The organism is Yinghuangia sp. ASG 101, assembly GCF_021165735.1.
Taxonomy (GTDB): Bacteria; Actinomycetota; Actinomycetes; order Streptomycetales; family Streptomycetaceae; genus Yinghuangia.
The window spans coordinates 3240307-3263471 of record NZ_CP088911.1; the positions used below are offsets into that span (position 1 = coordinate 3240307).

Genomic DNA, 23165 nt, shown 5'->3' on the forward strand with positions numbered 1-23165 from the left:
AAGAGGCTTGGTATCAAACCACTAGCTAGACTGCACCCCATGAAGGACGAGGTCGACCGACTGATCGAAGCGTGGCGCCGCGAGCGCCCCGACCTCGATGTCGAACCGCTGCAGGTGCTCAGCCGGGTCACCCGGCTCGCCCGCCACCTCGACCGCGCCCGCCGCCTCGCGTTCACCGCCCGCGACCTCGAACCGTGGGAGTTCGACGTGCTGTCGGCACTGCGCCGCGCGGGCGCACCGTACCAGCTCTCGCCCGGCCAGCTGCTCACGCAGACGCTCGTCACCTCCGGGACGATGACCAACCGCATCGACCGGCTCACCGCCAAGGGCCTCGTGCTGCGCCTGCCCGACCCCGGTGACCGGCGCGGCGTCCTGGTCCGCCTCACCGACGACGGCCGCGACCGCGTCGACTCCGCGATGGCCGACCTGCTCGAACACGAACGCGACATCCTCGCCGGCCTCGACACCGCCCAGCGCACGGCCCTCGCGGACCTCCTGCGCACGGTGGTCGCCCCGTTCGACAACCACGCCGCGCACTGACGCGTCCGCGCCTCCCCCGCGATCCGGCCCCGCACTCCTGTGGCCCGGATCACGCCGGGGCGGTGTCACGTCCCGGGCCGCCCACCTGTCCCCTGGGCGTCACCGGCACCGACCCGGCCCGGTGACCCGACCTGGGGAGTGATGCAGCGATGAAGACGGGCCACCACGTCGTCGTTCTCGGTGCCGGCTACACCGGCATGTTCGCCGCGATCCGCCTGGCCCGCCGAACCCGGCGGACCGGCGTCCGGATCACCCTCGTCAACCCCTCCGAACTGTTCACCGAGCGGTTGCGGACGCACCAGATCGCCGCCGGACAGACGCTGCCGCGACACCGTATCCCCGACCTGCTCGCCGGGACCGGCGTCGTCTTCGTGCACGGCGCGGCCACCGCGATCGACCCCGCCGCCCGCACGGTGGCCGTCGACCGCGGCGCCGCGGCGCTCGCCTACGACACCCTCGTGTACGCCCTGGGCAGTTCGACCGACACCCGCGGCGTCCCCGGCGCCGCCGACCACGCGTTCACCCTCGACAGCCCGCGCGCCGCCGCCGACTTCGCCGCCCGGCTGGACGACGTCGCGGCGGCCGACGGCACCGTCACGGTCTGCGGCGGCGGTCTGACCGGCATCGAGGCCGCGGCCGAGATCGCCGAGGCCCGGCCCGGCCTCGGCGTCACCCTGATCAGCCAAGACGAGCCCGTCGCGGCATGGGGGGCGGGCCCGGCCCGGCACGGCGCCCGCGCCCGCGCCCACCTGTGCCGGGCGCTGGACCGGCTGGGCGTCACCGTCAAGACGGGCGCACGCGTGGCCAAGGTCCTGCCGGACGCCGTGGAACTGGACAACGGCGAGACGGTCGCCTCGGACGCGTGCCTGTGGACCGCGGGCGTCGTCGTGCCCTCGCTGGCACGCGACGCCGGGATCGCCGTCGACGACCGCGGCCTGGTCGTCGTCGACGCGACGCTGCGCTCGGTGTCCCACCCGGAGATCCACGCCGTCGGCGACGCCGCCGCGATCCACATGCCGTGGGGACGGATCCACGGCACCTGCCAGAGCGGCCTGCCCACCGCCCAGTACACCGCCGACACGATCGCCCGGCTGCTGCGCGGCAAAACCGTCGGCCCGTTCCGCTTCGGCTACGTCCACCAGCCGGTCAGCCTCGGCCGCCGCGACGCGGTCATCCAGTTCACCCACGCCGACGACACACCGCGCCGCGCCCACCTCACCGGCCGCGCGGCCGTGTTCTACAAGGAGAAGATCAGCGGCAGCCCGCTCACGCTCTACCGGATCAGCAAGAGGATGCACCTCAGCGCCACCCTGTCCAAAGGCGGCCGTGCCACGCGCGGGGTCACCGCGTGACCGCGGGACGCGTACGCACCGACCGGCGCCCCGCGCCCCGCCTCCTGGCCGCCACGCACGGCATGACGGCCCCCGACCCCCGCCCTTCCCCGTTCCGGCCGCACACCGGGAGCATCAGCACATGGCCGACACCGAGACGGCGCCGGAAACGGACCCGTACTTCGCGCACCGGCGGCTGCTCTTCGCCACCGCCTACCGCATGCTGGGCAGCGTCGCCGACGCCGAGGACGTCCTCCAGGACGCCTGGCTCACCTGGGACGCCGCCGACCGGACCGCGATCCGGCACCCGAAGGCGTACCTGGTCCGCACGGTCACCAATCTGTCGCTGAACCGCCTCACCTCGGCCCGCGCCACCCGCGAGACCTACGTCGGCCCATGGCTGCCCGAACCCCTGCTCACCTCGCCGGACGCCGCCGCGGAGACCGAAATGGCCGACACCGTCTCGACCGCGATGCTGGTGGTTCTGGAAACCCTCACCCCGGTCGAGCGCGCGGTGTTCATGCTCCGCGAGGTCTTCGGCTACACCCACGCCGAGATCGCCCGCACCCTCGACCGGCCCGAGGCGACCGTGCGCCAGATCGCGCACCGCGCCCGCGAGCACGTCCGGGCCCGCCGCCCGCGCTTCGACAGCGACGAGGACCAGCGCAAGCGGGCCACCGAGCGGTTCATCGCCGCCTGCGCGGGCGGCGACCTCAACGCGATGATGCGCCTGCTCGCCCCGGACGTGACCGCGTGGTCGGACGGCGGCGGCAAGATCACCGCCGCCCTCCGGCCCCTGCACGGACCGGACCATGTCGCGCGTTGGACGCTCGGGATCCTGGCCAAGCCGCAGTCGGCCGGCGTCACCCTGCGCCCCGCCCTGATCAACGGCGAACTGGGCGTGCTGCTCGCCGTCGGCGAACTCCCGGTCGGCGCACTGACGTTCGACCTGGTCGACAACCGCATCCGCAACCTGCGGCTGCAGGTCAACCCCGACAAACTCGGCGGCCTGACCGGAAACGGGCCACGGTGAGCGGCGGCTCCGCCGACCGGATCGTCCCCGCATCGACTCCAGCTTCTTCAGGGCGTTCTTGCGGTCGCGCTTGGAGAGGCGGTCGACGTGGAGGTAGCCGTCGAGGTGGTCGGTCTCGTGTTGCTCGCACGGAGGTGAGCGGGAGGGGCGGGGCGGGAGAGGGCGGGGGAACGGGGGACGCTGTCACGGCGGTCGACCACGCGTGCCGGCGAGTGCACGAGGATGCGCTCGTACGGGGCGAGCTGGTGGGCGCGCGGCCGGGGCCGGGCACCGTGCCCGCGGTCGACCACGGGCAGCGGGCGAAGCAGCCCGTGCCCTCGATCACGAGGGGGTTGCCGCGGCGGGGACGACCGCGCCCACTCGGGTGGGTGCGGTCGTCCCCGGTGCGCGGGTCGGGCGCCGGATCAGATGAGGCCCTGGGCGAGCATCGCGTCGGCGACGCGCTCGAAGCCCGCGATGTTCGCGCCGACGACGTAGTCGCCGGGGTGGCCGTACTTCTCCGCGGTCGCGAAGCACGTGTCGTGGATATCCCGCATGATCGCGGCGAGTTCGGCCTCGACCACGTCGAACGCCCACGTCGCGCGCCCGGCGTTCTGGCGCATCTCCAGGGCGCTCGTCGCGACGCCGCCCGCGTTCGCGGCCTTGCCCGGGCCGAACGCGACACCGGCCTTCTGGAAGATGTGCAGCGCCTCGGGGGTCGTCGGCATGTTGGCGCCCTCCGAGACGGCCTTCACACCGTTGCGGACGAGGGTCGTCGCGGCGGCGGCGTCCAGTTCGTTCTGCGTGGCCGACGGCAGCGCGACGTCCGCGGGGACGTCCCAGACGCTGCCCCCCGCCACGAAGCGCGCCGACGCGCCGCGGCGGGCGGCGTACTCGTCGATGCGACCGCGCTCGACCTCCTTGATCTCCTTCAGGAGGGCGAGGTCGATGCCCTTCTCGTCCACGATGTAGCCCGAGGAGTCGGACGCGGTCAGGACGTTCGCCCCCAGCGCCTGCGCCTTCTCGATCGAGTAGATCGCGACGTTGCCCGACCCGGACACGACGACCTGCTGCCCGGCGAACTCCTCGCCGCGCTCTTTCAGCATCGCGGACGCGAAGAGCACGTTGCCGTAGCCGGTGGCCTCGGGCCGCGCGGCGGAACCGCCCCAGTCCGCGCCCTTGCCGGTCAGCACGCCGGCCTCCCAGCGGTTGGTGATCCGGCGGTATTGCCCGAACAGGAAGCCGATCTCGCGCCCGCCCACGCCGATGTCACCGGCCGGTACGTCGGTGTGCTCGCCCAGGTGCCGGTACAGCTCGGTCATGAACGACTGGCAGAACCGCATGATCTCGGCATCCGACCGCCCGTGCGGGTCGAAATCGCTGCCGCCCTTGCCGCCGCCGATCGCGAGACCGGTGAGCGCGTTCTTGAAAATCTGCTCGAAGCCCAAAAACTTCACGATGCCGAGGTTCACCGACGGGTGGAACCGCAGCCCGCCCTTGTACGGGCCGAGCGCGCTGTTGAACTCGATCCGGAAGCCCCGGTTGACGCGTACGACGCCTTTGTCGTCCTGCCACGGAACACGAAAGATGATCTGCCTCTCCGGTTCGCAGATGCGTTCCAGGAGACGGGCGTCGACGAAATCGGGGCGGGCCGCGAGGATCGGGTCGAGCGAATCGAGGACTTCGCGCACCGCCTGGTGGAACTCCGGTTCGCCGGGGTTGCGGCGCAGCACCTCGTCGAACAGCTCGCCGGTCAGCGACCGGCCCGTCGTGGTCGCGGCGGCCGGGCGGGAAAGCGGCATCGGTGGTGTACCCCTTCTGAAGCGGTGTCGGCTCTGCGGGGCCGGGGAGCCGGTGAATTCCGGTGATCCGTTCCTGCCCGGACGACGCGAAAAGCCTATCGTGGCGTCCAACGTGCCAAATGACGCATCCTGGACGATTATTCCGTTCCTCGGCGTGACGGCTTCGTCACGCCACGGATAAACTCTCGGGCGGTCGGCGCATTTCACGGCACGGCTTCCGCGCGGAAAACCACCGGCAGCCGTTGCAGCCCCCGCATGATCAGCCCGCCGCGCCACCGCAACTCCTCCGCGGGTTCCGCGAGGGCGAGGTCGGGCAGGCGGCGCAGCAGCGTCGTGACCGCGATCTGCCCCTCCAGGCGGGCCAGCGGCGCCCCGATGCAGTAGTGGATGCCGTGGCCGAACGCCAGGTGCGGGTTGTCCGCGCGCCCGAGGTCGAGGGTGTCCGGGTCGGCGAACCGCCGCGGGTCGCGGTCCGCCGACGCGAGCACCACCAGCACGGGCTCGCCCGCCGGGACGACGACGTCCCCGATGGGGGTGTCGCACGTCGTGAACCGCCATGTGGCGAGTTCCACCGGGCCGTCGTACCGCAGCAGTTCCTCGATCGCGGGGGCGATCCGCGCGTCGGGTTCGCGCTGGAGGCCGGCGCGCGCCTCGGGGTGGGTGAGGAGTGTGAGGAGGCCGTTGCCGATGAGGTTCACGGTGGTCTCGAATCCGGCGAACAGCAGGATGAAGGCCATCGCGGCGGCCTCGTCCTCGGTGAGGTGTTCGCCGTGGTCGCTCGCGCGGATGAGCCCGGTGATCAGGTCGTCGTCGGCGGCGTCGCCGGACGCGTGGTCGCGCAGCACCGCGCGTTTGCGGTGGATGAGGTCCCTCAGGTAGCCGCGCATGTGCCGGACGGCGCGCGCCACACCGCCGCGCGGTCCCGAGCCGTGCCGGATCATCATCCCGGCCCACGTGCGGAAGTCGTCCTGGTCCTCGGCCGGGACGCCGAGCAGGTCGCAGACCGCGTGAATGGGCAGCGGGAACGCGAAGTCGTGGATCAGGTCGGCCTCGCCGCGGGCCGCGAACCCGTCGATGAGCCGGTCGGTCAGCTCCTGGACGCGCGGCCGGAACGCCTCCGCGCGGCGCGGCGTGAACGCCGTGGACACCAGGCGGCGCAGCCGCGTGTGATCGGGCGGATCGAGGTTGAGCAGGTGCGCCCCGACGCCCGAGCGCTGCTCGCCCGGCACCCCGACCTTGCCTTGTTTCCACGCCTGTTCGGAATGCCGGGGGTTCTTGCTGAGCCGCGGGTCGGCCAGCGCCTGCCGGGCGTCGGCGTAGCGCGTCACCAGCCACGCCTCGACGCCGCTGGGCAGCGTCGTGCGGTGCACCGGCGCGTGGTCGCGCAGGTACGCGTAGGCGGGGTACGGGTCGGCGACGAACTCGCGGGTGAACAGCCCGGGCCGGTCGGAACCGCCGTCGCCGAGCCCGGCGGGACACGCCTGCGCGGCGGTCGGATTCGGTGGGGGCACCGTTCCACGGTAACCGCCGCTCCGGACGGGGTCGGCGGGCGGGGGCGACGCCCGGGACGCCCGCCGGGCCCGGCCGGGGTGCGCGGGCGGCTCGGCCGCGGCGCCGGTCAGGCCGGGTGCGGGACGCCGGTCAGGCCGCCGGCACGCGTTCGCGCTCCTCGGGCACCGAATCGGCGGTGTCCGTACGCCGGTTCGCGCGAAGCCCCCGGATCCCGAGCCAGCCGATCGCGTTGCCCGCCGCGAACGAGACGACGGTGAGCGCGAGGTGGACCAGGAAGAACGCGGTCGGCCCGTCGTTCCAGGACTTCTCGTCCTTCCAGATGTTCTTCAGGAAGTTGGGCCACAGGACCCAGGTCCACACCCCGAAGAGCAGCAGGAGGCCGGAGGTCTTGCGGCCGATGCGCATGGCTGTACCTGTTTCTTCTGATTCTGTGTGAGTTTTTCCGGTTCCTTGGGGTCCCCTGGGGTTTGCCGGGGAGGTAGCCGGGGCTCGCGTTAGGCCGTTCGGTCACAGTCCCGTTCGGGTCCAGTATGCGCGGGGTTCGGGTCTGCTCCGCAGGTGGGGGCCACAGTTACGCTCATCTGCATGTCATACAGGTCTGGACCGGCGATGCGTCTCGCCACCGTCGGTGCGGTGTTGGCCGCGGTCGTTCTCGGCGGAACTCCCGCGGCGGTCGGAGCGGTTCCGCACACCCGGGAAGCCGCGCCTCCCCCCGCCGAACCGCCCCCGCCACCGGACATGTCGTCGCTCGGCGGCGCACGGCTCGCCCAGCCCGGCGTCCAGGCCGACTTACCCCCGGGCACGCCGCCGCTGCCCGCGGTCGACGCGTACTCGTGGCTCGTCGCCGACGTGACGAGCGGTCAGATCCTGGCCGCGAAGAACCCGCACTGGAAGCTCGCGCCGGCCAGCACCCTCAAGACGCTGTTCGCCGACACCGTCCTGCCCAAACTCGACCGCGACGCCACCCACACGGTCACGGTCGAGGAACTGGAGGGCCTGGGCGCGGGCAGCAGCGCGGTCGGCGTCAAGGAGAACCTGACGTACCGCGTGGAGGACCTGTGGAACGGGGTGTTCCTGCAGTCCGGGAACGACGCCGTCCGCGTGCTGTGCCACATGAACGGCGGCGTCGAGGCGACCGTCGCGGAGATGAACACCCGCGCCAAGACCCTCCAGGGACTCGACACCCAGGTCGTCTCACCCGACGGCTACGACGCTCCGGGCCAGGTGTCGTCGGCGTACGACCTGGCGCTCTTCTCGCGTGAAGGGCTCAAGAACCCGGACTTCCGGACGTACGCGGCCCGCCAGGAGGCGCAGTTCCCCGGCAAGGACAACACGACCTTCGGCATCTCGAACACCAACACGATGCTGCGCACGTACCCCGGGATGATCGGGGTCAAGAACGGCTACACCACCAACGCGAAGAACACGTTCGTCGGCGCCGCGACCCGCGACGGCCGCACGCTCATGGTGAGCATCATGCGCGTCGGCACCAAGGGCACGATCTACGACTTCACCCGGCAGCTCCTCGACTGGGGCTTCGCGAACGCCCGAACGGCCAAGCCGGTCGGCGAACTCGTCGACCCCATCGGCCCCGACCACGACGAGAACGGGCCGGACGCGTCGCCGCCGCCCGCCCCGGAACCGTCGCCGCAACCGGCGATGCCCGTCGTCGAGAACGCCGGCTCGTCGCAGGGCGGCGGCGTCGACTGGGGACTGTGGGCGGGAGCCGGCATCCCGGCGGTGCTGCTGGTGAGCGGGACCACGGTGTTCCTCATCCGACGGCGCGGATGGTCCCGGCCGACGGTCTACTTCGACGACGACATCGTGCCGTGACACCGCGGCGCGCGTCTCCGCTCGGCTCCGGGGCAAGGCCGGAGCCGAGCGGAGACGGCGACCGAGTGTGACGTCGCGTCAGCGGCCGTCGCGGGAACGGCGCGTGAGGCGTTCCAGGGCCACGCCGGCACCCGCCGTGCCCAGCATGCCGAGCGCGTAGCCCCGCAGAGCGCTCGCCGACCTCGCGGCGCGGCGCGGTGCCGCGGCGGCGTTCTCGGTGCGGTCGGGACGGTCGGCGCCGCCCGACTCGTCGGAGGGCGCGTCGTCGGCGGGGCCGGCCTCGTGGGCGCCGCCCCGGCGACCGCGCCACCGCGGCGGGCGCGCCTCCGACGACGGCGCCTTGGCCTGCCACTCCGAGGCGGTCGTCGCGCCGGCCGGCTCGGGCGCGCCGCCTTCGCCGTCCCGGCCGGCGCCGCCGTCCGTGTGGTGCGGCCTCTCGGCCTCCTCGTGCTCCCGCGCCCAGGCCTCCGCGCGCTTGTCCGTCGCCGTCCACGCCGCGCAGAAGAGCAGGAGCCGGGTCACGAAGTAGATCCACAGCAGCAGCGCGATCGGCACGCCGAACGCGCCGTACATGCTCTTGCCCGCGACCCCGGAGATGTACGTCGCCACGATCAGTTTCAGGATTTCGAAACCGATCGCGCCGATGAGCGCACCCGACAGCGCGGTGCGGCGCGGCATCGTCAGCGTCGGGATGCCGACCAGCAGGTAGACGAACAGCACGAGGCTCGCCAGTACCGCGACCGCGAACGCCGCGATCTGCAACAGGATGCGCCCGGCCGGGTTGTCGTGCAGCCCGATCGTCTCGGAGATACGGCCGATCACACTCGTGGCGAACGTCGACGCGCCGACCGACAGCGCCATCGCGAGCCCGAGGCCGGCCAGGATGCCGATGTCCTTGGCCTTCGCGGTCAGCGTCGCCGTCACGCCCTCGGGCTGCGCCTCGTCCGGGAACCACATCTTGCGGATCGCCTTGCGCACCGCCTCGACCCACCCGAGCCCGGAGAACAGCAGCACCACACCACCGACGAGCCCGACGGCTCCGGCGTTGTCGACCAGCCCCGACAGGTTGATCTTGTCGGCGATCCCGGGGATCTCGTCGGCGATCTTGTCCTGGAGGTCCTGCACCCGCCCGGGGCTCAGCGCCGCGGCGACCACGGCCGCGGCGAGAGCGATGAGCGGAAACAACGAGAAGAAGCCGTAGAAGGTGACCGCCGCAGCGGAGAAGTTGCCGTCGCGGTCGGAGTACCGCTCGTACGCGCCCATCGTGCGGCCCACACCGGGGAGGGCCAGCATCTTGTCCTTGATCGCCACGGCACTTGGTCTGCCCCGATCACGAAGGGGCCATACCGCCGGGGAACGGAAAAGCCCGGCGGGGGCGCCAGACCCCGTCGGGGCCGTGTTCGTACAGGCTGAAGCCATCGATGCGGAACGACGCCTCGTAACCGGAGAGTTTGTCGAACGCCCGGTCGAGCACGTCGTCCGGCAGGTCGTGGGCGACCGTCACGTGCGGGTGGTACGGGAAGTGCAGCCCGCGCAGCAGCGGCCCCGAGCGGACCGCCTCCTCCAACCGCTCGCAGTCCGTGATGCCGCGCGCCACCTGCACGAACACCACCGGGGAGGTCGGGCGAAACGTTCCGGTGCCGCGCAGGATCATCGGGAACGGTCGTTCGACCCCCGCGACCGCGCGCAGGTGCTCCTCGATCTCGCCGAGCGCGGCGTCCTCCACCTCGGTGGGCGGCAGCAGCGTCACGTGCGTCGGAATCGCGCGGGCCAGCGGGTCGCCGAAACCCGCCCGCAAGTCCTGGAGCTGCCCGCCCCAGGGCTCGGGGATCGCGAGGGAAACACCGATCGTGCGCATGCCCGCTCCGCGACCGCTCAGGCCCCGGCGCCGGGGGCCAGCGGCGGCAGGAAGCCGATGCGGTCGTACGCCTCGGCGAGCGTGACCGACGCGACCTCCCGCGCCTTCGCGGCGCCCTTCGCCAGGATGCGGTCCAGCTCGGCCGGGTCGTCGTGGTACGTGTGGAACCGCTCCTGGAACGGCGTGACGAAGTCGACCAGCACCTCCGCCACCTCCTTCTTGAAGTCGCCGTACATGCGGCCCGCGAAGCGCTCCTCCAACTCCGCGACCGGCGTGCCGGAGACCGCCGCGTGGATCGTCAGCAGATTGCTGATGCCCGGCTTCTCCTTCTCGTCGTAGCGGACCTCGGTGCCGGTGTCGGTGACCGCCCCGCGGATCTTCTTCGCGGTCTGGTTCGCCGGGTCGAGCAGGTTGACGATGCCCTTCGGCGACGACGCCGACTTGCTCATCTTCACCGTCGGCTCCTGGAGGTCGACGATCTTCGCCGTCTCCTTGACGATGTACGCGTCCGGCACCGTGAAGGTCGGCCCGAACCGTGCGTTGAAGCGCTGCGCGAGGTCGCGCGTCAGCTCCAGGTGCTGGCGCTGGTCCTCGCCGACCGGGACCGCGTTGGCCTGGTAAAGCAGGATGTCGGCGACCTGGAGCACGGGGTACGTGAACAGCCCGACGGTCGTCGTCTCGCTGCCCTGCTTGGCCGACTTGTCCTTGAACTGCGTCATGCGCGACGCCTCGCCGAACCCGGTCAGGCAGTTCATCACCCAGGCGAGCTGCGCGTGCTCCGGGACGTGGCTCTGCACGAACAGCGCGCAGCGGTCCGGGTCGAGCCCGGCGGCCAGCAGCTGGGCCACCGACACGCGGGTGTTGGCGCGCAGCTCGGCCGGGTCCTGCGGGACCGTGATGGCGTGCAGGTCGACGACCATGTAGAAGGCGTCGTTGGCGTCCTGAAGCGCGACGTACTGCCGCACGGCACCGAGGTAGTTCCCCAGGTGGAACGAGCCGGCGGTGGGCTGGATGCCGGACAGCACGCGGGGACGTGCCCCGCGGGATCCCGAGGCGGTCGTAACGGTCGCAACCATAGGCGTCATTCTCTCAGGCGCGGACGACTGCTCGGTTCCGGGGCGCGGGATCGCGGTGTCGCGGTCGTCACGCCGGGTGCGCGGATGCCGCGGACGCGAGCCCGGGCCGGCGACGTGCGCGGGCTCGGACGCGGGAGCGAGACGCGTGGGAACGGCGCGCGCAATATGGTCGGGCGCCGCAACGAAGCGCCACCAAGCCATCCCTAAGTGCAACGATCCGGACGAGGCACGCAACGTTCGCGCATTTACCGCGATAGGCCGACCGGCCTAGGCTGGCCAGGGCCGACACACAGGGTCGCGGACCGGGCATCCAGGGTGACGAAGTGTGGCAGGGGTGCGTCGGGCATGGCCGGGCCCCGGAAACCCCGGGCGCCCTCCCGTGGACGCTGTCGTCCGGTGACACCGGAGAACGCCGGAAAACGAGGGGCGGCCCCGCACGCGGGGGTGTTCCGTTCCGTTTCAGGGAGAACGCGTGCGCCTGACCCTTCCGCCCGTGGCCGGAGCAAGCACGATGTCGCCCGCCACCCGCTCGCGCCGGACGCGCATGCCCCGGCCCCGCCACCGCCGCGAGGCGGTCGGCAGACAGGCGTCACGCCGCGTCTACGTCATGTGCCCGCCGACGCACCACGCGGGCGCGGCGACGGACGCGCCGCGCCCGGCCGGTACGGACGACGGCCCGGCCGGCGACAGCGGCCCGGCGCGCTCGCCCGCGGTCGCGGGTTCGGCGGCGGGTTCGGCCGCGGGGTCGGGGTGGGCACTCACGGAGGGGTTCCGCGCGGGGTCGGCGGCGCGGGCCGCGGCGGGCGGTACGGCGGGCGGCGCCGACGGGGCGGGTTACGCGGGGTATGCCGGTTACTCCGGTTACTCGCGCTCCCTGGGCCCGACGGGGAACGCGGTCGGCGGCCTCGATGCCCTGAGCGGGCTCGGCGGGCTCGGCGGGCTCAGCGGCCTCGGCGACTTCGGCCACCGCGGCGACCTCGGCAGCCTCGGCGCGGAGAGCCGCGCGGCGGGCGGCGCCGCCGGCGGCCCCCCGGAGTCCCCGATGGAGCAGTGGGAGCGGCTGCGCGAGGTGCTGCTGCGGCTCGGGCACACGGTCAGCCTGATCCCGCCGCGCGGCGGGCTGCCCGGCATGGTGTTCGCCGCGCACGCCGCGACCGTGGTCGACGGGCGCGTGCTGGGCGCGCGGTACCGGAGCATGGCCCGGCAGCCGGAGTCCCCCGCGTATCTGCGGTGGTTCGCCGACCGCGGCTACCGCACGCGCCTCGAACCGGTGTTCGCCCACGAGGGCGAGACGGACCTGATCCCGGCGGGCAGCCACCTGCTGGCCGCGTACGGGCCGCACACCGAGGCACGGGCGCACGCGGAGGCGGGCGACTTCCTGGGCCTGCCGGTCGTGCCGCTGGAGCTGACGAACCCCCGGATCACCCGGCTCGGCAGCGCCATAGCGGTGCTGACCGACCGGACCATCGCGTACCACCCGGCGGCGTTCTCGGCGACGGCGCGCGAGCGGCTGGCGCGGATGTTCCCCGAGCGGATCCCGGTCGGCGAGGAAGACACGCTGGCCGGCGGGCTCGACGCGATCTGCGACGGGCGGACGGTCGTCCTGACCGACCGCGCGCCGGGCCTGGCGGCGCAGCTCGCGCGCCACGGGTTCCGCACCATCGCCGTCGACATGTCGTGCTTCGCGGGACTCGGCGCCGGCGTACGCAGTTGTGTGCTGGAGCTGCGCGTCAATCATTGACAGTTCGGGCATGTCCGAAATCGTTCGATGATGGTTCGACGTGTGTTCCCTGCCGGGCGGAAGGACGCCATGTGATCAAGCACGACGAGGAACTGATCGCGCTCGCCGGCACCTACAGCGCGCACAACTACCACCCGCTGCCCGTCGTCGTCGCCCACGCCGAGGGCGCGTGGATGACCGACGTCGACGGCCGCCGCTACCTCGACATGCTCGCCGGGTACTCGGCGCTGAACTTCGGCCACCGCAACCCGCGCCTGATCGAGGCCGCCAAGCGCCAGCTCGACCGCGTCACCCTCACCAGCCGGGCCTTCCACAGCGACAAGTTCGGGGTGTTCTGCCGCCGACTCGCCGAACTGTGCGGCATGGACATGGTGTTGCCGATGAACACCGGGGCGGAGGCGGTCGAGACGGCGATCAAGACCGCGCGGAAGTGGGGCTACGAGGTCAAGGGCGTTCCGGACGGCCGGGCGAAGATCGTCGTCGCGACGGAGAACTTCCACGGCCGGACGACGACGATCGTGAGCTTCTCCACCGACCCGGAGTCCAAGCACCATTTCGGGCCGTACACACCGGGGTTCGTAGTGCTGCCGTACGGCGACACCGACACCCTGCGCAATGTCGTCGAGGGCGACCCGGACATCGTGGCGGTGCTGCTGGAGCCGATCCAGGGCGAGGCCGGGGTGCTCGTCCCGCCGCCGGGCCACCTCGCCGAGGTCCGGCGCGTCTGCACCGAGCGGAACGTGCTGTTCATCGCCGACGAGATCCAGTCGGGCCTGGGCCGCACCGGCCGCACGTTCGCGTGCGAGCACGAGGGCGTCGTCCCGGACATGTACGTGCTGGGCAAGGCGCTGGGCGGAGGCGTGCTGCCGGTGTCGGCGGTCGTCGCGTCGCGCGAGATCCTGGGCGTCTTCAAACCGGGCGAACACGGGTCGACGTTCGGCGGAAACCCGCTCGCCTGCGCGGTGGGGCTGGAGGTGCTGGCGATGCTGCGGTCCGGCGAGATCCAGCAGCGCTCGGCGGAGCTGGGCGCGCACCTGCACGCCGAACTGGGCGCGCTCGTCGGCGGCCCGGTGACGGCGGTCCGGGGGCGGGGCCTGTGGGCGGGCGTGGACATCGCCCCGGCGCACGGAACCGGCCGGGAGGTGTCGCAGGCCCTGATGGACCACGGGGTCCTGGTGAAGGACACCCACGGGTCGACGATCCGCATCGCGCCGCCGCTGGTGATCTCCCGGGAAGACCTGGACTGGGGGCTGGACCGGCTGCGGGCGGTGCTGGGGAGCGGGTGAGACCGGGCGGCGGATCGGCCGAACGCGGACCGGGGCACGGCTCTCGCCGCGAAGCCGGTCGCGAAGCCCGTCGCGAGGCCGTGTGACGGGCCCGGGTCGGCGTTGCCCGCGATCGCGGTCCCGCCGCTCGTTCGCGGACGTCGCGCGCCGGGCGCGGTGGCGGTCGCATCCGGACCGGCGTAGCCCGCGGCGTGAACCGGGGTCTCAGCAGCCGGACTTGCGGCGCTTTTCGGCGGCCACCGCCACGGCTATCGCGCCCAGCCCGAGGAACGTCAGGACGGTCACCGCCGGGGCGACGTCACCGCTGCCGCCGTCCTGCGAGACCTCGCCGCCTTGGTCCGGCACCGCGTCGTGCGCCTCACCGCCCCCGTCCGGCCGCGCGGCGTCGGGGCCGGGCGCCGTCTCGGCGTACGCGGCCGGGGCGGCCTCGGCGGGGCCGGGCGCCGCGGCCGAGGCCGGGCCCGCCAGGGCGGCGCAGGTCCCGGCCACCGCGGCGGCGGTGGTCGCCACCCGTACGCGCAGGCGGCTGGTCGTGTGATGGCGCATCGGACACTTCCGTCGGTTACACGTCGTGGAGCCCCCCGGAGCCGACGTCCGCGCACGGGTGCCGACGCTCTCCAAGCACAGCCACCATAGACGGATACACCCGGATGTGATTCCCGCGCTACCCGCGCGCTATCGGTTCGTTACGTCCCGGCGGCCCGCGTGAGGGGGAAATCACCACCTCACGGCACTTGTCCTCCCTCGCCGTCACCGGCACGGATTGCCGTCCGATGTCGCACGTGAGGGTGGGAAATCGCCGAACCGCCGCACGGCCGGGCCTGGAAGGCGCACCATGGGCGCGTGGCCTTGGACGACCTGGACGAGAAGATCGTCGCGCACCTGATCCGGGACGCCCGTGCCAGCTATTCCGAGATCGGCATCGGCGTGGGGCTCTCCGCGCCCGCCGTGAAGCGCCGCGTCGACCGGCTGCGCGGCACCGGCGTCATCAAGGGCTTCACCGCCCGCATCGACCCGCACGCGCTCGGCTGGACGACCGAGGCGCTCGTCGCGCTGTTCTGCGAACCGCGCACCACGCCCGACGAGCTGCGCACCTGCCTGGAACGCCATCCCGAGGTGATCCGGGCCGAGACGGTCACCGGAAAACCGGATGCCGTCGTGCGGCTCCTCGCCGCCGACGTGCGGCATCTCGAAGCGGTGCTGGAGCGCATCCGCATGGAGCCGGTGGTCATGGCGACACACAGCGAGGTGGTGCTCAGCACGCTCCTGGAGCGGCCGGGCAACGGCTGAGAAACGCCGGAAGGGGCGTCGTACGGCCGCGAGTTCGCGTACCGCCGCGACGCCCCTCCGGGCGGGATCGGCCGGGGCTCAGATCAGGCCGAGCTCACGCACCGCGTCGCGCTCCTCGGCCAGCTCCTTGACCGAGGCGTCGATGCGGGCGCGCGAGAAGTCGTTGACCTCCAGGCCCTGGACGATCTCCCACTTGCCGCCGGTGCAGGTGACCGGGAACGACGAGATGAGGCCGGCGGGGACGCCGTACGAGCCGTCGGAGACGACACCCATCGACGTCCAGTCGCCCGCGGCGGTGCCGTTGACCCACGTGTGGATGTGGTCGATCGCCGCGTTCGCCGCCGACGCCGCGGACGAGGCGCCGCGGGCCTCGATGATCGCCGCACCGCGCTTGGCCACGGTCGGGATGAACGTGTCGGCGAGCCACGCCTCGTCGTTCACGGCCTCGGCGGCGTTCTTGCCGGAGATCTCCGCGTGGTAGATGTCCGGGTACTGCGTCGCGGAGTGGTTGCCCCAGATCGCCAGGCGGGTGATCTCGTCGACGCCGGCGCCCGTCTTCCGCGCGAGCTGCGAGATCGCGCGGTTGTGGTCGAGGCGGGTCATCGCGGTGAACCGCTCGGCCGGGACGTCCGGCGCGTGCTGCTGCGCAATCAGCGCGTTGGTGTTGGCCGGGTTGCCGACCACGAGGACCTTGATGTCGTCCGCGGCACCGGCGTTGATCGCCTCGCCCTGCGGCTTGAAGATGCCGCCGTTCGCGGAGAGCAGGTCACCGCGCTCCATCCCGGCGGTCCGCGGGCGCGCGCCGACCAGCAGCGCGACGTTGGCGCCGGCGAAACCGTCGGTCGGGTTGTCGAAGATGTCGATGCCCTTGAGCAGCGGGAACGCGCAGTCGTCCAGCTCCATCGCGGTGCCCTCGGCGGCCTTGACCGCCTGCGGGATCTCCAGGAGGCGCAGCTTGACCGGCACGTCCGGGCCGAGCAGGTGGCCGGAGGCGATGCGGAACAACAGCGCGTAGCCGATCTGGCCGGCCGCGCCGGTGACGGTGACGTTGACGGGCGTGCTGGTCATCGTGGCGATCTCCTGGGTGAGGGTCCCGGAAAGGGGTTATCTCGGGATCGAGATAATTCCCCCGCCACCCTACTCCGCCCACCCTGGCCCGACCGACGGTCCCGCACCCCATGTGGGAAACACCACCGAAATCGGCTGACGGGACCGGGTCAGCGGAGGTGTTTCAGCGCGACGGTGAGGGCGGCGAAGGCCTGCGGGGAGAAGGCGAGGAGGGGGCTGTCAACGAGCTTGGAGTCGCGAACGCGAGGGAGGGGGGCGGGGTTGACTTCGACACAGGTGCCGGCGTTGCTCGAGCTGTAGGAGGACTTGTACCAGGCTCCCGTCGGAACCCAGGAGTTGCGCTGCTTCATGATCACAGTTCCTTCACAGCAGTGGCGATGATCTTGCGCGATTCTTCCGGCGACAACGCGGCTCCCTTCATCCTCTCGAATTCCGCGCGAAGAGCCTTGACCTCTTTCGGGTGATCGGTCGATCGCGTGCCGTTCGGAAGGTCCTGAAGGCCGATCGGCAGGACATCCAACCCGGGGAAGTCGAAGACGTGGAACACGAAGCCCGTCCAGGGGTAGCGACCGTTGAACGGGACGACGCCGAGCGTGACGTTGTCGCGTTCCGTCATCTCCAGGACGTGTTGCAACTGCCGGCGCATCCCCTCGGCACCGCCGACTTGCGCGCGCAACGCGGCTTCCGACACCACGAGGTCGGCCACGAGGGGGTTGTCGCGCACGAGAACGCGACCACGGCCCACCCGCAGGTCGATGTGCCGCCGCAGCGTCTTCGGCGCCTCCCCGGGATAGCCGAAAGCCATCAACTCGCGGGCGTAGTCCTCGATCTGCAACACCGGCGGGATGAAACCCCCGCAGTAGCTGGCCATTCGCTCGGCGGCGTCCTCGCAGACGAACACGTCGCGGGTGGCGTGTTGGTGGACGGGCAGGAGATCGCGGTACTGGTCCCACCAGTTCGTACCGACCGCGCGGCCCGACTGGACCCACGTGCGGATCTGAGCCCTTTTCACCTCATCGGCGCCGTAGGCGTCGAGCATCACTTCCAGCTCGTCGTCCGTGGGCCACAGGCCGCCCTTCTCGATGCGGGAGACGCGCGGCTGTGAACTGGCGAGCCCGGCTTCCTCCAGCAGGGCGACGACTGCCTTTTGGCTCAGCTTCAACGCGACACGCAGGTCGGCAAGCGCTTGCCCCGCCTGGCGACTCAGGTAGAGAGCCGACGTGTCCAGTCCCATTGGCTACCCCCTGCTGCTTCCACGTCGCCCCGCATCCTAGGGCGTCGCCGTGAACCCCCTCACCCACACGGGGAGTTCCCGCCCACGCCCAAGCGGCGTACGCCCTCCGGTCACACGAGCGCCGTGCACGAGCCGGGGGGGTTGAGGAACATCGGACCGAATGCCGGTGCCCAGCCCCTGGGGGCCTGAGCGGGCTTTGACCTGGGGTTCGGCGGGAGCGGAGCCTGCGGCAGCCCCGCCGACCCGGCCGCGTGCCCGCGCGGAGGCGGGCCCGTCGTTGGTGTTCACCACAATCAGCTCTCACCGGAGCTCGGCGAGCACGGCGCGCTTCGTGTTGTCACGCCGACCTCGGAGGAACGCGGCCGGGGGGCCTTCGCCTCCGCGACCGGGTCGCGCGGCGCCTTCTCCCCGACCACCGGGTGCAGGGCCTCGGGACTCCAGGGCCTGATACATCCGGCGGTCGGCAACCCGGCGAACGCGGCGTCACGCGGATGAGCCCCGGAGGACGTTCCCCAGCCTCACGCGCCATCACTGAACCAGACCAGGCACCGCAAGACAGGCCGCTCCGTATCGACTCCCCCACCGGCGTTTGGCGTCATCGACGCGGGCCTTGAGCGATGCGCCCGAATTTGTCCCGAATCGACCATGCCACGTGCCCGTGTCGCACTCGAATGATTCGCAGATCCCGCATGTTAGGCGGTACGGCGGGACGCAGCGTGGTGCACAGCAGCGTTCGCGCGCTGGTGCGTCAGGCCTGCGAAAACCGGATCGAGCCGGGCGCGAACGGGACCGGACACGGACGCGCCCCCGCCTTTCCTCCGCAACCTCCGAACTCTCGACCGGTTTCCGCGACCACCTTTCGGGCTTCGTCGGTCGCTCGGCGGCGGGTCTCCTTCGGGGCGGGCAGGCTGGTCGGTTCGGCGATCGGTTCCGGTGAAGGTGTGACGTAGCGGCTGAGACCCGTGGCCGACCAACTCGTGACGCATACCGCCGCTCCCCCGCGGCGGCGTCGGCCGCGCGGCTATCGTGGGTGCGGCAGGCGGCTGTGGAAGTGCGGGGAATCCCATGCCCGAAGGCACCTTCAAGCGGGTCGGCGGCGACGAGGGCCGCGGCGTCATCATCCCCGATGACGGTGGCCCGGACGTCCATGTCCGCGCCGACCTCGTCCGGCTGAGCGGGCATGAGAGCCTGGACGAGGGCCGGCGGGTGTCGTTCGACGCGGTGGACGGCCCGTATGCGCCGCTGGCCACCAGAGTCACCCCCCTGAGTCGGGGGAAGCCGTATCCGCCGCTGCCCGACGAGTACGCGCAGGGTTGCGTAGTCGGGTTGCTGCTGCTCGTACTCGTGGCCGCCGCCGTCATGGTGTGGCGGCGCTACGGCGGCGAGAACGCGTGGGGTTTCGCGCTCGTCGCGGCGGGATTGTGCGGCCTCGTCGAGAAGATCGAGACCTCGCGGCTGCCGAAACCGTTCCGGCAGGCCGGCAGGGGGATCGCCCTGAGCCTCGCGCTCGCGGCGCTGGGCTTCCTCGTCTGGGGCGGCGACGACCGGGACACCGAGGCGGCGCCGACGGCCACGGGCGGGGTGACGGCTCCCGCGTCCCCTCCGGCCACGGGCCCGGTGACCGCGCCCGGCGTCACGCCTCCGCCGTCGAGTCCCGCACCGGCGGCCACCGAAGGCGTACCGCTGCCGGTCGTGGTCACGGCCCCCGGAGCGGAGTACATCTCCCACGAGGACGAGGAGAAGGCCCGCCGGTTCCTGCCTCCCGTACCGGACGAGCACGCCCCGACGACGGAGAAGCTGCTCTATGAACTGCGCCTGGAGACACTGCTGATGGCGGGCGCCCCCGGCGAGACGAGCGCCACGTGCGAGGGCGGCCGGGTCAGCCTGGGGGCCGGAGCGACCACCGGCTGCACCGTGGTCTACGAGGGCGTGGAGGTCCGGTGGACGATCCGCATCGAGAGCGGGGGCATGCTCGTCCAGTACGTCCTCATTCCGCAGCGCGGCGTGGTGACGGCGACCGGCGTGTACGGGGCCTTCTGGGAGCGGTACCAGGCGAAAGAGGCGCCTCTGCGCTGTGGTGAGATCCCGCGCGTCGCCGCCGTCGAACCGGACCAAGGCACCGGGTACACCTGCCAGTTCCTCGACACCAGCGCGGCCCCGAACCGCTGGGTCGACCTGCCGGTCACCCTGACCCGCTGGAACGGCCTCGCGTTCGGTACGCCGCCGCGCTGCAATCTCGCGTCCGGCGGCATGGTGGTCTGCTCGTACTAGTGGGCGCGAACACGACCGCGGGAGTTGCCGGTGCCCGGGTGCCGGGCCTTGTCGTTCCCGCGGTCGTGCGGACCGCATACAGGTGGGGGGTCAGCCGGGGATGCGCAGGGTGACGAGCTGGCCGTGGGAGTCTGCCGACGCCCACACGAAGAGGAGGTCGCCGCGCGCGTAGACGACCTGGAAGATCGATTCCTTCTCGAACGATCCGCTGTACACCTGCCCCACGTCCTTGCCTTCACCGGTGTGCAGGTCGTGGGCGACGACCCGCATGGCCACACCCGTGACCGCCTTCGTCAGGGGGTCTTGCGTCACCTCGTTCCTGACCAGCACCAGGCGCCCTTGGGAGATTCCGACGACCCTCTCGTTCCCCTGCGCGGCGCCGGCCGGCAGGCCCGGCAGGTCGCGGCCGGTGGCGAGGTCGTAAGCCGGCAGCCCGGCAGCCGGCGAACTCCTCAGCTGCACATCCTGCACCCACACGCCGTCGACGACTTGCTCGTTGAACGGCGGGGGAACGCTCGGGGTCATCTCGCCGCCCAACGTCCGCACCTCATGGCCTTGGTCGTCGAACACCCGGAACTTCCGCACGGATTCGATCTCCATGTCGACCACGAGCGGATCGGACGAAACGACCGCGAAGACCTTCAATCCGCGGCGGTTCATCGGGTGGCCCCACAGCTTCGCGCCGGTCTCCGAGTCGTAGAGCGCGAACTCGGCCGTGGCGTCCGGACCGATCGGCTTCCAACCCGGCGCCACCTCGGGGGTCCCGTCGTCCGGGGCGTTGACCACGGCCACGTGACGGCCGTTGTGGCCGGCGGAGTGCGCGCAGGCGCGGTCCGGGGTGAGGAAGGTCGGCAGTGCTTGGCTGGTCCGCGCGTCGAAGCGGCGCAGGTCCCCGCACTGCAGTTGGACGGTCAGCACGGAACGGCCGATGCTCGCACGGATGTCGGTCTTGTACCGCATCTCGCCGGAGAAGTCGGTGTGCCACAGGAGTGTCCCGGCGCGGACGTCGACGACACCGACACGGCTGCACCAATTGTGTCCGTCGGTTCCGGGTTTCCCGAACACCACGGCGGCGAGCCCGGCTTCGTTCGCGGGGCTGGGTGGCGCGCAGGGTTTGCCTCCGTCGGGCAGGAGCAGGCGCCATGCCTCCTTGCCGGAGTCGGCGGCGTACGCGATGATGCCGTCGGCGCCGTACCGCGCCATCACCAGGCCCGAATCGACACGGAGTTGGTCCGTCGCGCCGATTTCGTCGCTCGGCGGAGTCGACCAGATCACCGACAGCGCGTCCGCCGGTTCCGGCCGCTGGGACATGGTTGTCAGGGGTGTTGGTTCGGAATCGGAACCGCCGCCATCCGTGCAGGCGCCGGCCAGCATCGCCAAGGCCGCAGCGATGCCGCAGATCACAGACCTGCGCATTCTCCTCATATGTATCCCCTTCCGCGGACCACCGGTGACATCTTCGAATCCGACGCACGCCCCCTTCTGCGCGTGCCACCGACAGCCGAAATGCCCGGTATTTGAAGGGACTTCCCTCAACCGGGCAGGTAGGTGGCGCCGCAGGCACGCGGGGTCGAAGGAGAAGGGAGGCCAAGGAAGGCGGAACTCCGCATTCCGGCGATTCGCCCCAGGCATCAGAACGGTCGGGAACCGCCGGACGATCTCCTGATCGCCCTGACCCGCCGGACCGACCCGTCTTCGGCACTCCGCCGCGCCGCAATCTCGCATCCGGCGGGATAGTGGTCTGCTCGTACCACCAGCGCAAAAACGACCGCGGGTCCTGTGGGGTTCACCCGGGGAGTCGCAGGGCGACGAAGTGATGCTCGGAGCGGACCGAGGCGGTCACAAAGAGCAGGTCGCCGTGCACGTACGCAACCTTGAGAACGGAACCGCCCTCGAAGGACGAGTTGTCCACCTGCCCGACGTCCTTGCGTTCACCGGTGCGCAAGTCGTGGGTGATCACCCACATCGCCGCCTCCGGGAACCTATCCGCGGTGGGGTCTTTGACCACCCTGACCGTCACCAGACGTCCCTTGGAGATTCCGATGACAACCTCGTCCTCCTGCGCCGCGCCGGGAGGCACACCCAGTAGGTCTCGACTGGCGGCGAGGTCGTAGGCCGCCAGCCCGGAACTCGGCACGGGCATCCGTCGCAAATCTCGCACCCACACGCCGTCGACGAGTTGCTCGTCAAACGGAGGGGGCATGCTCCATCGCAACTTGTCACCAAGCGTCCGCACCTCATTGCCGTGACTGTCGAACACCCGGAGCATCCGGACGGAATCGACCTCCATGTCCACCACAAGTGGCTCGGACGAAACGACCGCGTAGATCCTGAGCCCGCGGCGTTTCATCGGGCGCTCCCACAGCTTCGCGCCGGTTTCCGCGTCGTAGAGCGCGAATTCCGCCGTGGGAGTCCCGTCGTCCGGGTCGTTGATCACAGCCACATGGCGGCCGTTGTGGCCGGCGGAGTGCGCGCACGCACGGTCCGGGGTGAGGAACGTCGGCAGCACGTCACCAGTCCGCGCGTCGAAGCGCCGCAGGTCCCCACACTTCAGCTGGACCGTCAGCACGGTAGGGCCGATACTCGCACGGATGTCTCTCTCCGGCGTCTCGCGGGAGTCGGTGTGCCACAGGAGTGTCCCGCTGCGGATGTCGACGACGCCGGCTCGGTTGCACGCAGCCGCTCCGAACACCACCGCGGCGAGCCCGGCTTCGTTCGCGGGGCTGGGCGGGGTGCAGGGGTGGCCTCCGTCAGGCAGGCGCAGGCGCCACGCCTCCTTGCCGGAGTCGGCGGCGTACGCGATGACGCTGTCAGTGCCGTACTTCGTCATCACCAGGCCTGAGTCGACACGGAGTCCGCTGTGCCAGTCGATCTCGGCGCTTGCCGGAGTCGCCCACACCTCAGGGAGTGCGTCCGCCGGTTTCGTCCGGAGGGACGCGGATGCCGAGGGTGTCGGTCCGGAATCGGAACCGCCACCGTCGGTGCAGGCACCGGCCAACATTGCCAAGGCCACAGCGATGCCGCGGATCACAGACCTGCGCATTCTCCTCATATGTATCCCCTTCCGCGGACCACCGGTGACATCTTCGAATCCGACGCACGCCCCCTTCTCGGCGTGCCACAGGCGACCGAAATGCCCGTCATTTGAAGGGATTTCCCTCAACCGGGGGGTGTGTGGGGTCGCAGAGTTCGGGGTCACACGATGCGCAGGTCGAAGGCGAAAAGAACTCAGGGGATGGGAGAATTCCGCACTCTGGTTCTCTTCTTCACCTGCTGCACCCGGCGGCGTGGGGTCGCCGGGGACATCGGGT

Annotated in this window: 20 protein-coding genes and 1 pseudogene; 8 read left to right on the top strand and 13 right to left on the bottom strand. The window is 71.5% G+C overall.

Translation table 11 applies throughout. From position 1 onward, the window contains the following. The first annotated feature begins 39 nt into the window (after positions 1-39). From LO772_RS13535 to LO772_RS13545, 3 genes are all read left to right on the top strand, one after another. Positions 40-540 (top strand): MarR family winged helix-turn-helix transcriptional regulator, encoded by a 501-nt coding sequence (locus LO772_RS13535; protein WP_231778658.1) that lies wholly within the window; start codon positions 40-42, stop codon positions 538-540. Positions 541-689: 149 nt separating this feature from the next. Further along, on the top strand, positions 690-1892 hold the full coding sequence (locus tag LO772_RS13540) for an NAD(P)/FAD-dependent oxidoreductase (protein WP_231778659.1): 1203 nt from the start codon (positions 690-692) through the stop codon (positions 1890-1892). Between the two features lie 121 nt (positions 1893-2013). Then, entirely contained in the window at positions 2014-2904 is an 891-nt protein-coding gene (locus tag LO772_RS13545) for an RNA polymerase sigma-70 factor (RefSeq protein ID WP_231778660.1), read from the top strand. A gap of 36 nt (positions 2905-2940) precedes the next feature. Here LO772_RS13545 and LO772_RS13550 read toward each other — a convergent pair. The 4 genes and pseudogenes from LO772_RS13550 to LO772_RS13565 form a co-directional block, all read right to left on the bottom strand. Beyond that, positions 2941-3033: pseudogene (locus tag LO772_RS13550) on the bottom strand (peptide deformylase); the annotation flags it as partial. Between the two features lie 275 nt (positions 3034-3308). Next, on the bottom strand, positions 3309-4685 hold the full coding sequence (gene gdhA / locus LO772_RS13555; protein ID WP_231778661.1) for an NADP-specific glutamate dehydrogenase: 1377 nt from the start codon (positions 4683-4685) through the stop codon (positions 3309-3311). A gap of 203 nt (positions 4686-4888) precedes the next feature. Further along, a complete protein-coding gene (locus tag LO772_RS13560) occupies positions 4889-6121 on the bottom strand; it encodes a cytochrome P450 family protein (RefSeq protein ID WP_231779536.1) in 1233 nt (410 codons plus the stop codon). Positions 6122-6326: 205 nt separating this feature from the next. Next, entirely contained in the window at positions 6327-6602 is a 276-nt protein-coding gene (locus LO772_RS13565) for an SCO4848 family membrane protein (protein ID WP_231778662.1), read from the bottom strand. 180 nt (positions 6603-6782) lie between these two features. On the opposite strand from LO772_RS13565, the gene LO772_RS13570 reads away from it, so the two are divergent. Then, positions 6783-8030: a D-alanyl-D-alanine carboxypeptidase family protein gene (locus tag LO772_RS13570; RefSeq protein ID WP_231778663.1), complete on the top strand. Its 1248-nt coding sequence runs from the start codon at positions 6783-6785 to the stop codon at positions 8028-8030. Positions 8031-8108: 78 nt separating this feature from the next. Here the strand turns inward: LO772_RS13570 and LO772_RS13575 are convergent, their stop codons facing one another. From LO772_RS13575 to trpS, 3 genes are read right to left on the bottom strand one after another with little or no spacing between them, the layout of a single operon-like run. Continuing rightward, complete coding sequence (locus tag LO772_RS13575; protein ID WP_231778664.1) at positions 8109-9341, bottom strand: YihY/virulence factor BrkB family protein; 1233 nt, start codon at positions 9339-9341, stop codon at positions 8109-8111. 19 nt (positions 9342-9360) lie between these two features. Continuing rightward, positions 9361-9888 carry a 2'-5' RNA ligase family protein gene (locus tag LO772_RS13580; protein WP_231778665.1) on the bottom strand — a complete coding sequence of 176 codons (528 nt, stop codon included), beginning with the start codon at positions 9886-9888 and terminating at the stop codon, positions 9361-9363. A gap of 17 nt (positions 9889-9905) precedes the next feature. After that, complete coding sequence (gene trpS / locus LO772_RS13585) at positions 9906-10964, bottom strand: tryptophan--tRNA ligase (RefSeq protein WP_231778666.1); 1059 nt, start codon at positions 10962-10964, stop codon at positions 9906-9908. A gap of 472 nt (positions 10965-11436) precedes the next feature. Between trpS and LO772_RS13590 the strand changes: the two genes are divergently transcribed. Then, positions 11437-12705 (top strand): dimethylarginine dimethylaminohydrolase family protein, encoded by a 1269-nt coding sequence (locus LO772_RS13590; RefSeq protein WP_231778667.1) that lies wholly within the window; start codon positions 11437-11439, stop codon positions 12703-12705. 74 nt (positions 12706-12779) lie between these two features. Beyond that, positions 12780-13991: an ornithine--oxo-acid transaminase gene (gene rocD, locus LO772_RS13595; protein ID WP_231779537.1), complete on the top strand. Its 1212-nt coding sequence runs from the start codon at positions 12780-12782 to the stop codon at positions 13989-13991. 204 nt (positions 13992-14195) lie between these two features. Here rocD and LO772_RS13600 read toward each other — a convergent pair whose 3' ends face one another. Beyond that, a complete protein-coding gene (locus LO772_RS13600; RefSeq protein WP_231778668.1) occupies positions 14196-14537 on the bottom strand; it encodes a hypothetical protein in 342 nt (113 codons plus the stop codon). Positions 14538-14834: 297 nt separating this feature from the next. Here LO772_RS13600 and LO772_RS13605 point away from each other — a divergent pair, with 297 nt between their 5' ends. Further along, entirely contained in the window at positions 14835-15281 is a 447-nt protein-coding gene (locus tag LO772_RS13605) for an Lrp/AsnC family transcriptional regulator (RefSeq protein ID WP_231778669.1), read from the top strand. Positions 15282-15359: 78 nt separating this feature from the next. Here LO772_RS13605 and LO772_RS13610 read toward each other — a convergent pair whose 3' ends face one another. The 3 genes from LO772_RS13610 to LO772_RS13620 form a co-directional block, all read right to left on the bottom strand. Next, entirely contained in the window at positions 15360-16349 is a 990-nt protein-coding gene (locus tag LO772_RS13610; RefSeq protein WP_231778670.1) for a malate dehydrogenase, read from the bottom strand. 149 nt (positions 16350-16498) lie between these two features. Continuing rightward, on the bottom strand, positions 16499-16699 hold the full coding sequence (locus LO772_RS13615; protein ID WP_231778671.1) for a DUF397 domain-containing protein: 201 nt from the start codon (positions 16697-16699) through the stop codon (positions 16499-16501). A gap of 2 nt (positions 16700-16701) precedes the next feature. Further along, entirely contained in the window at positions 16702-17583 is an 882-nt protein-coding gene (locus tag LO772_RS13620) for a helix-turn-helix domain-containing protein (protein ID WP_231778672.1), read from the bottom strand. 1065 nt (positions 17584-18648) lie between these two features. Between LO772_RS13620 and LO772_RS13625 the strand changes: the two genes are divergently transcribed. Beyond that, the gene (locus LO772_RS13625) at positions 18649-19854 is read left to right on the top strand and encodes a cold-shock protein (protein ID WP_231778673.1); all 1206 of its coding nucleotides are present in this window, start codon (positions 18649-18651) and stop codon (positions 19852-19854) included. 90 nt (positions 19855-19944) lie between these two features. Here LO772_RS13625 and LO772_RS13630 read toward each other — a convergent pair whose 3' ends face one another. Beyond that, complete coding sequence (locus tag LO772_RS13630) at positions 19945-21165, bottom strand: outer membrane protein assembly factor BamB family protein (RefSeq protein WP_231778674.1); 1221 nt, start codon at positions 21163-21165, stop codon at positions 19945-19947. Positions 21166-21640: 475 nt separating this feature from the next. Then, complete coding sequence (locus LO772_RS13635) at positions 21641-23017, bottom strand: outer membrane protein assembly factor BamB family protein (RefSeq protein ID WP_231778675.1); 1377 nt, start codon at positions 23015-23017, stop codon at positions 21641-21643. Between the last annotated feature and the right edge of the window lie 148 nt (positions 23018-23165).

Bases quoted from the DNA above. Each gene is read 5' to 3' on its own strand.
- LO772_RS13535 (WP_231778658.1), top strand. From the start codon at position 40: ATGAAGGACGAGGTCGACCGACTGATCGAAGCGTGGCGCCGCGAGCGC.
- LO772_RS13540 (WP_231778659.1), top strand. From the start codon at position 690: ATGAAGACGGGCCACCACGTCGTCGTTCTCGGTGCCGGCTACACCGGC.
- LO772_RS13545 (WP_231778660.1), top strand. From the start codon at position 2,014: ATGGCCGACACCGAGACGGCGCCGGAAACGGACCCGTACTTCGCGCAC.
- gdhA (WP_231778661.1), bottom strand. From the start codon at position 4,685: ATGCCGCTTTCCCGCCCGGCCGCCGCGACCACGACGGGCCGGTCGCTG.
- LO772_RS13565 (WP_231778662.1), bottom strand. From the start codon at position 6,602: ATGCGCATCGGCCGCAAGACCTCCGGCCTCCTGCTGCTCTTCGGGGTG.
- LO772_RS13570 (WP_231778663.1), top strand. From the start codon at position 6,783: ATGTCATACAGGTCTGGACCGGCGATGCGTCTCGCCACCGTCGGTGCG.
- LO772_RS13580 (WP_231778665.1), bottom strand. From the start codon at position 9,888: ATGCGCACGATCGGTGTTTCCCTCGCGATCCCCGAGCCCTGGGGCGGG.
- trpS (WP_231778666.1), bottom strand. From the start codon at position 10,964: ATGGTTGCGACCGTTACGACCGCCTCGGGATCCCGCGGGGCACGTCCC.
- LO772_RS13600 (WP_231778668.1), bottom strand. From the start codon at position 14,537: ATGCGCCATCACACGACCAGCCGCCTGCGCGTACGGGTGGCGACCACC.
- LO772_RS13610 (WP_231778670.1), bottom strand. From the start codon at position 16,349: ATGACCAGCACGCCCGTCAACGTCACCGTCACCGGCGCGGCCGGCCAG.
- LO772_RS13615 (WP_231778671.1), bottom strand. From the start codon at position 16,699: ATGAAGCAGCGCAACTCCTGGGTTCCGACGGGAGCCTGGTACAAGTCC.
- LO772_RS13620 (WP_231778672.1), bottom strand. From the start codon at position 17,583: ATGGGACTGGACACGTCGGCTCTCTACCTGAGTCGCCAGGCGGGGCAA.
- LO772_RS13625 (WP_231778673.1), top strand. From the start codon at position 18,649: ATGCCCGAAGGCACCTTCAAGCGGGTCGGCGGCGACGAGGGCCGCGGC.
- LO772_RS13630 (WP_231778674.1), bottom strand. From the start codon at position 21,165: ATGTCCCAGCGGCCGGAACCGGCGGACGCGCTGTCGGTGATCTGGTCG.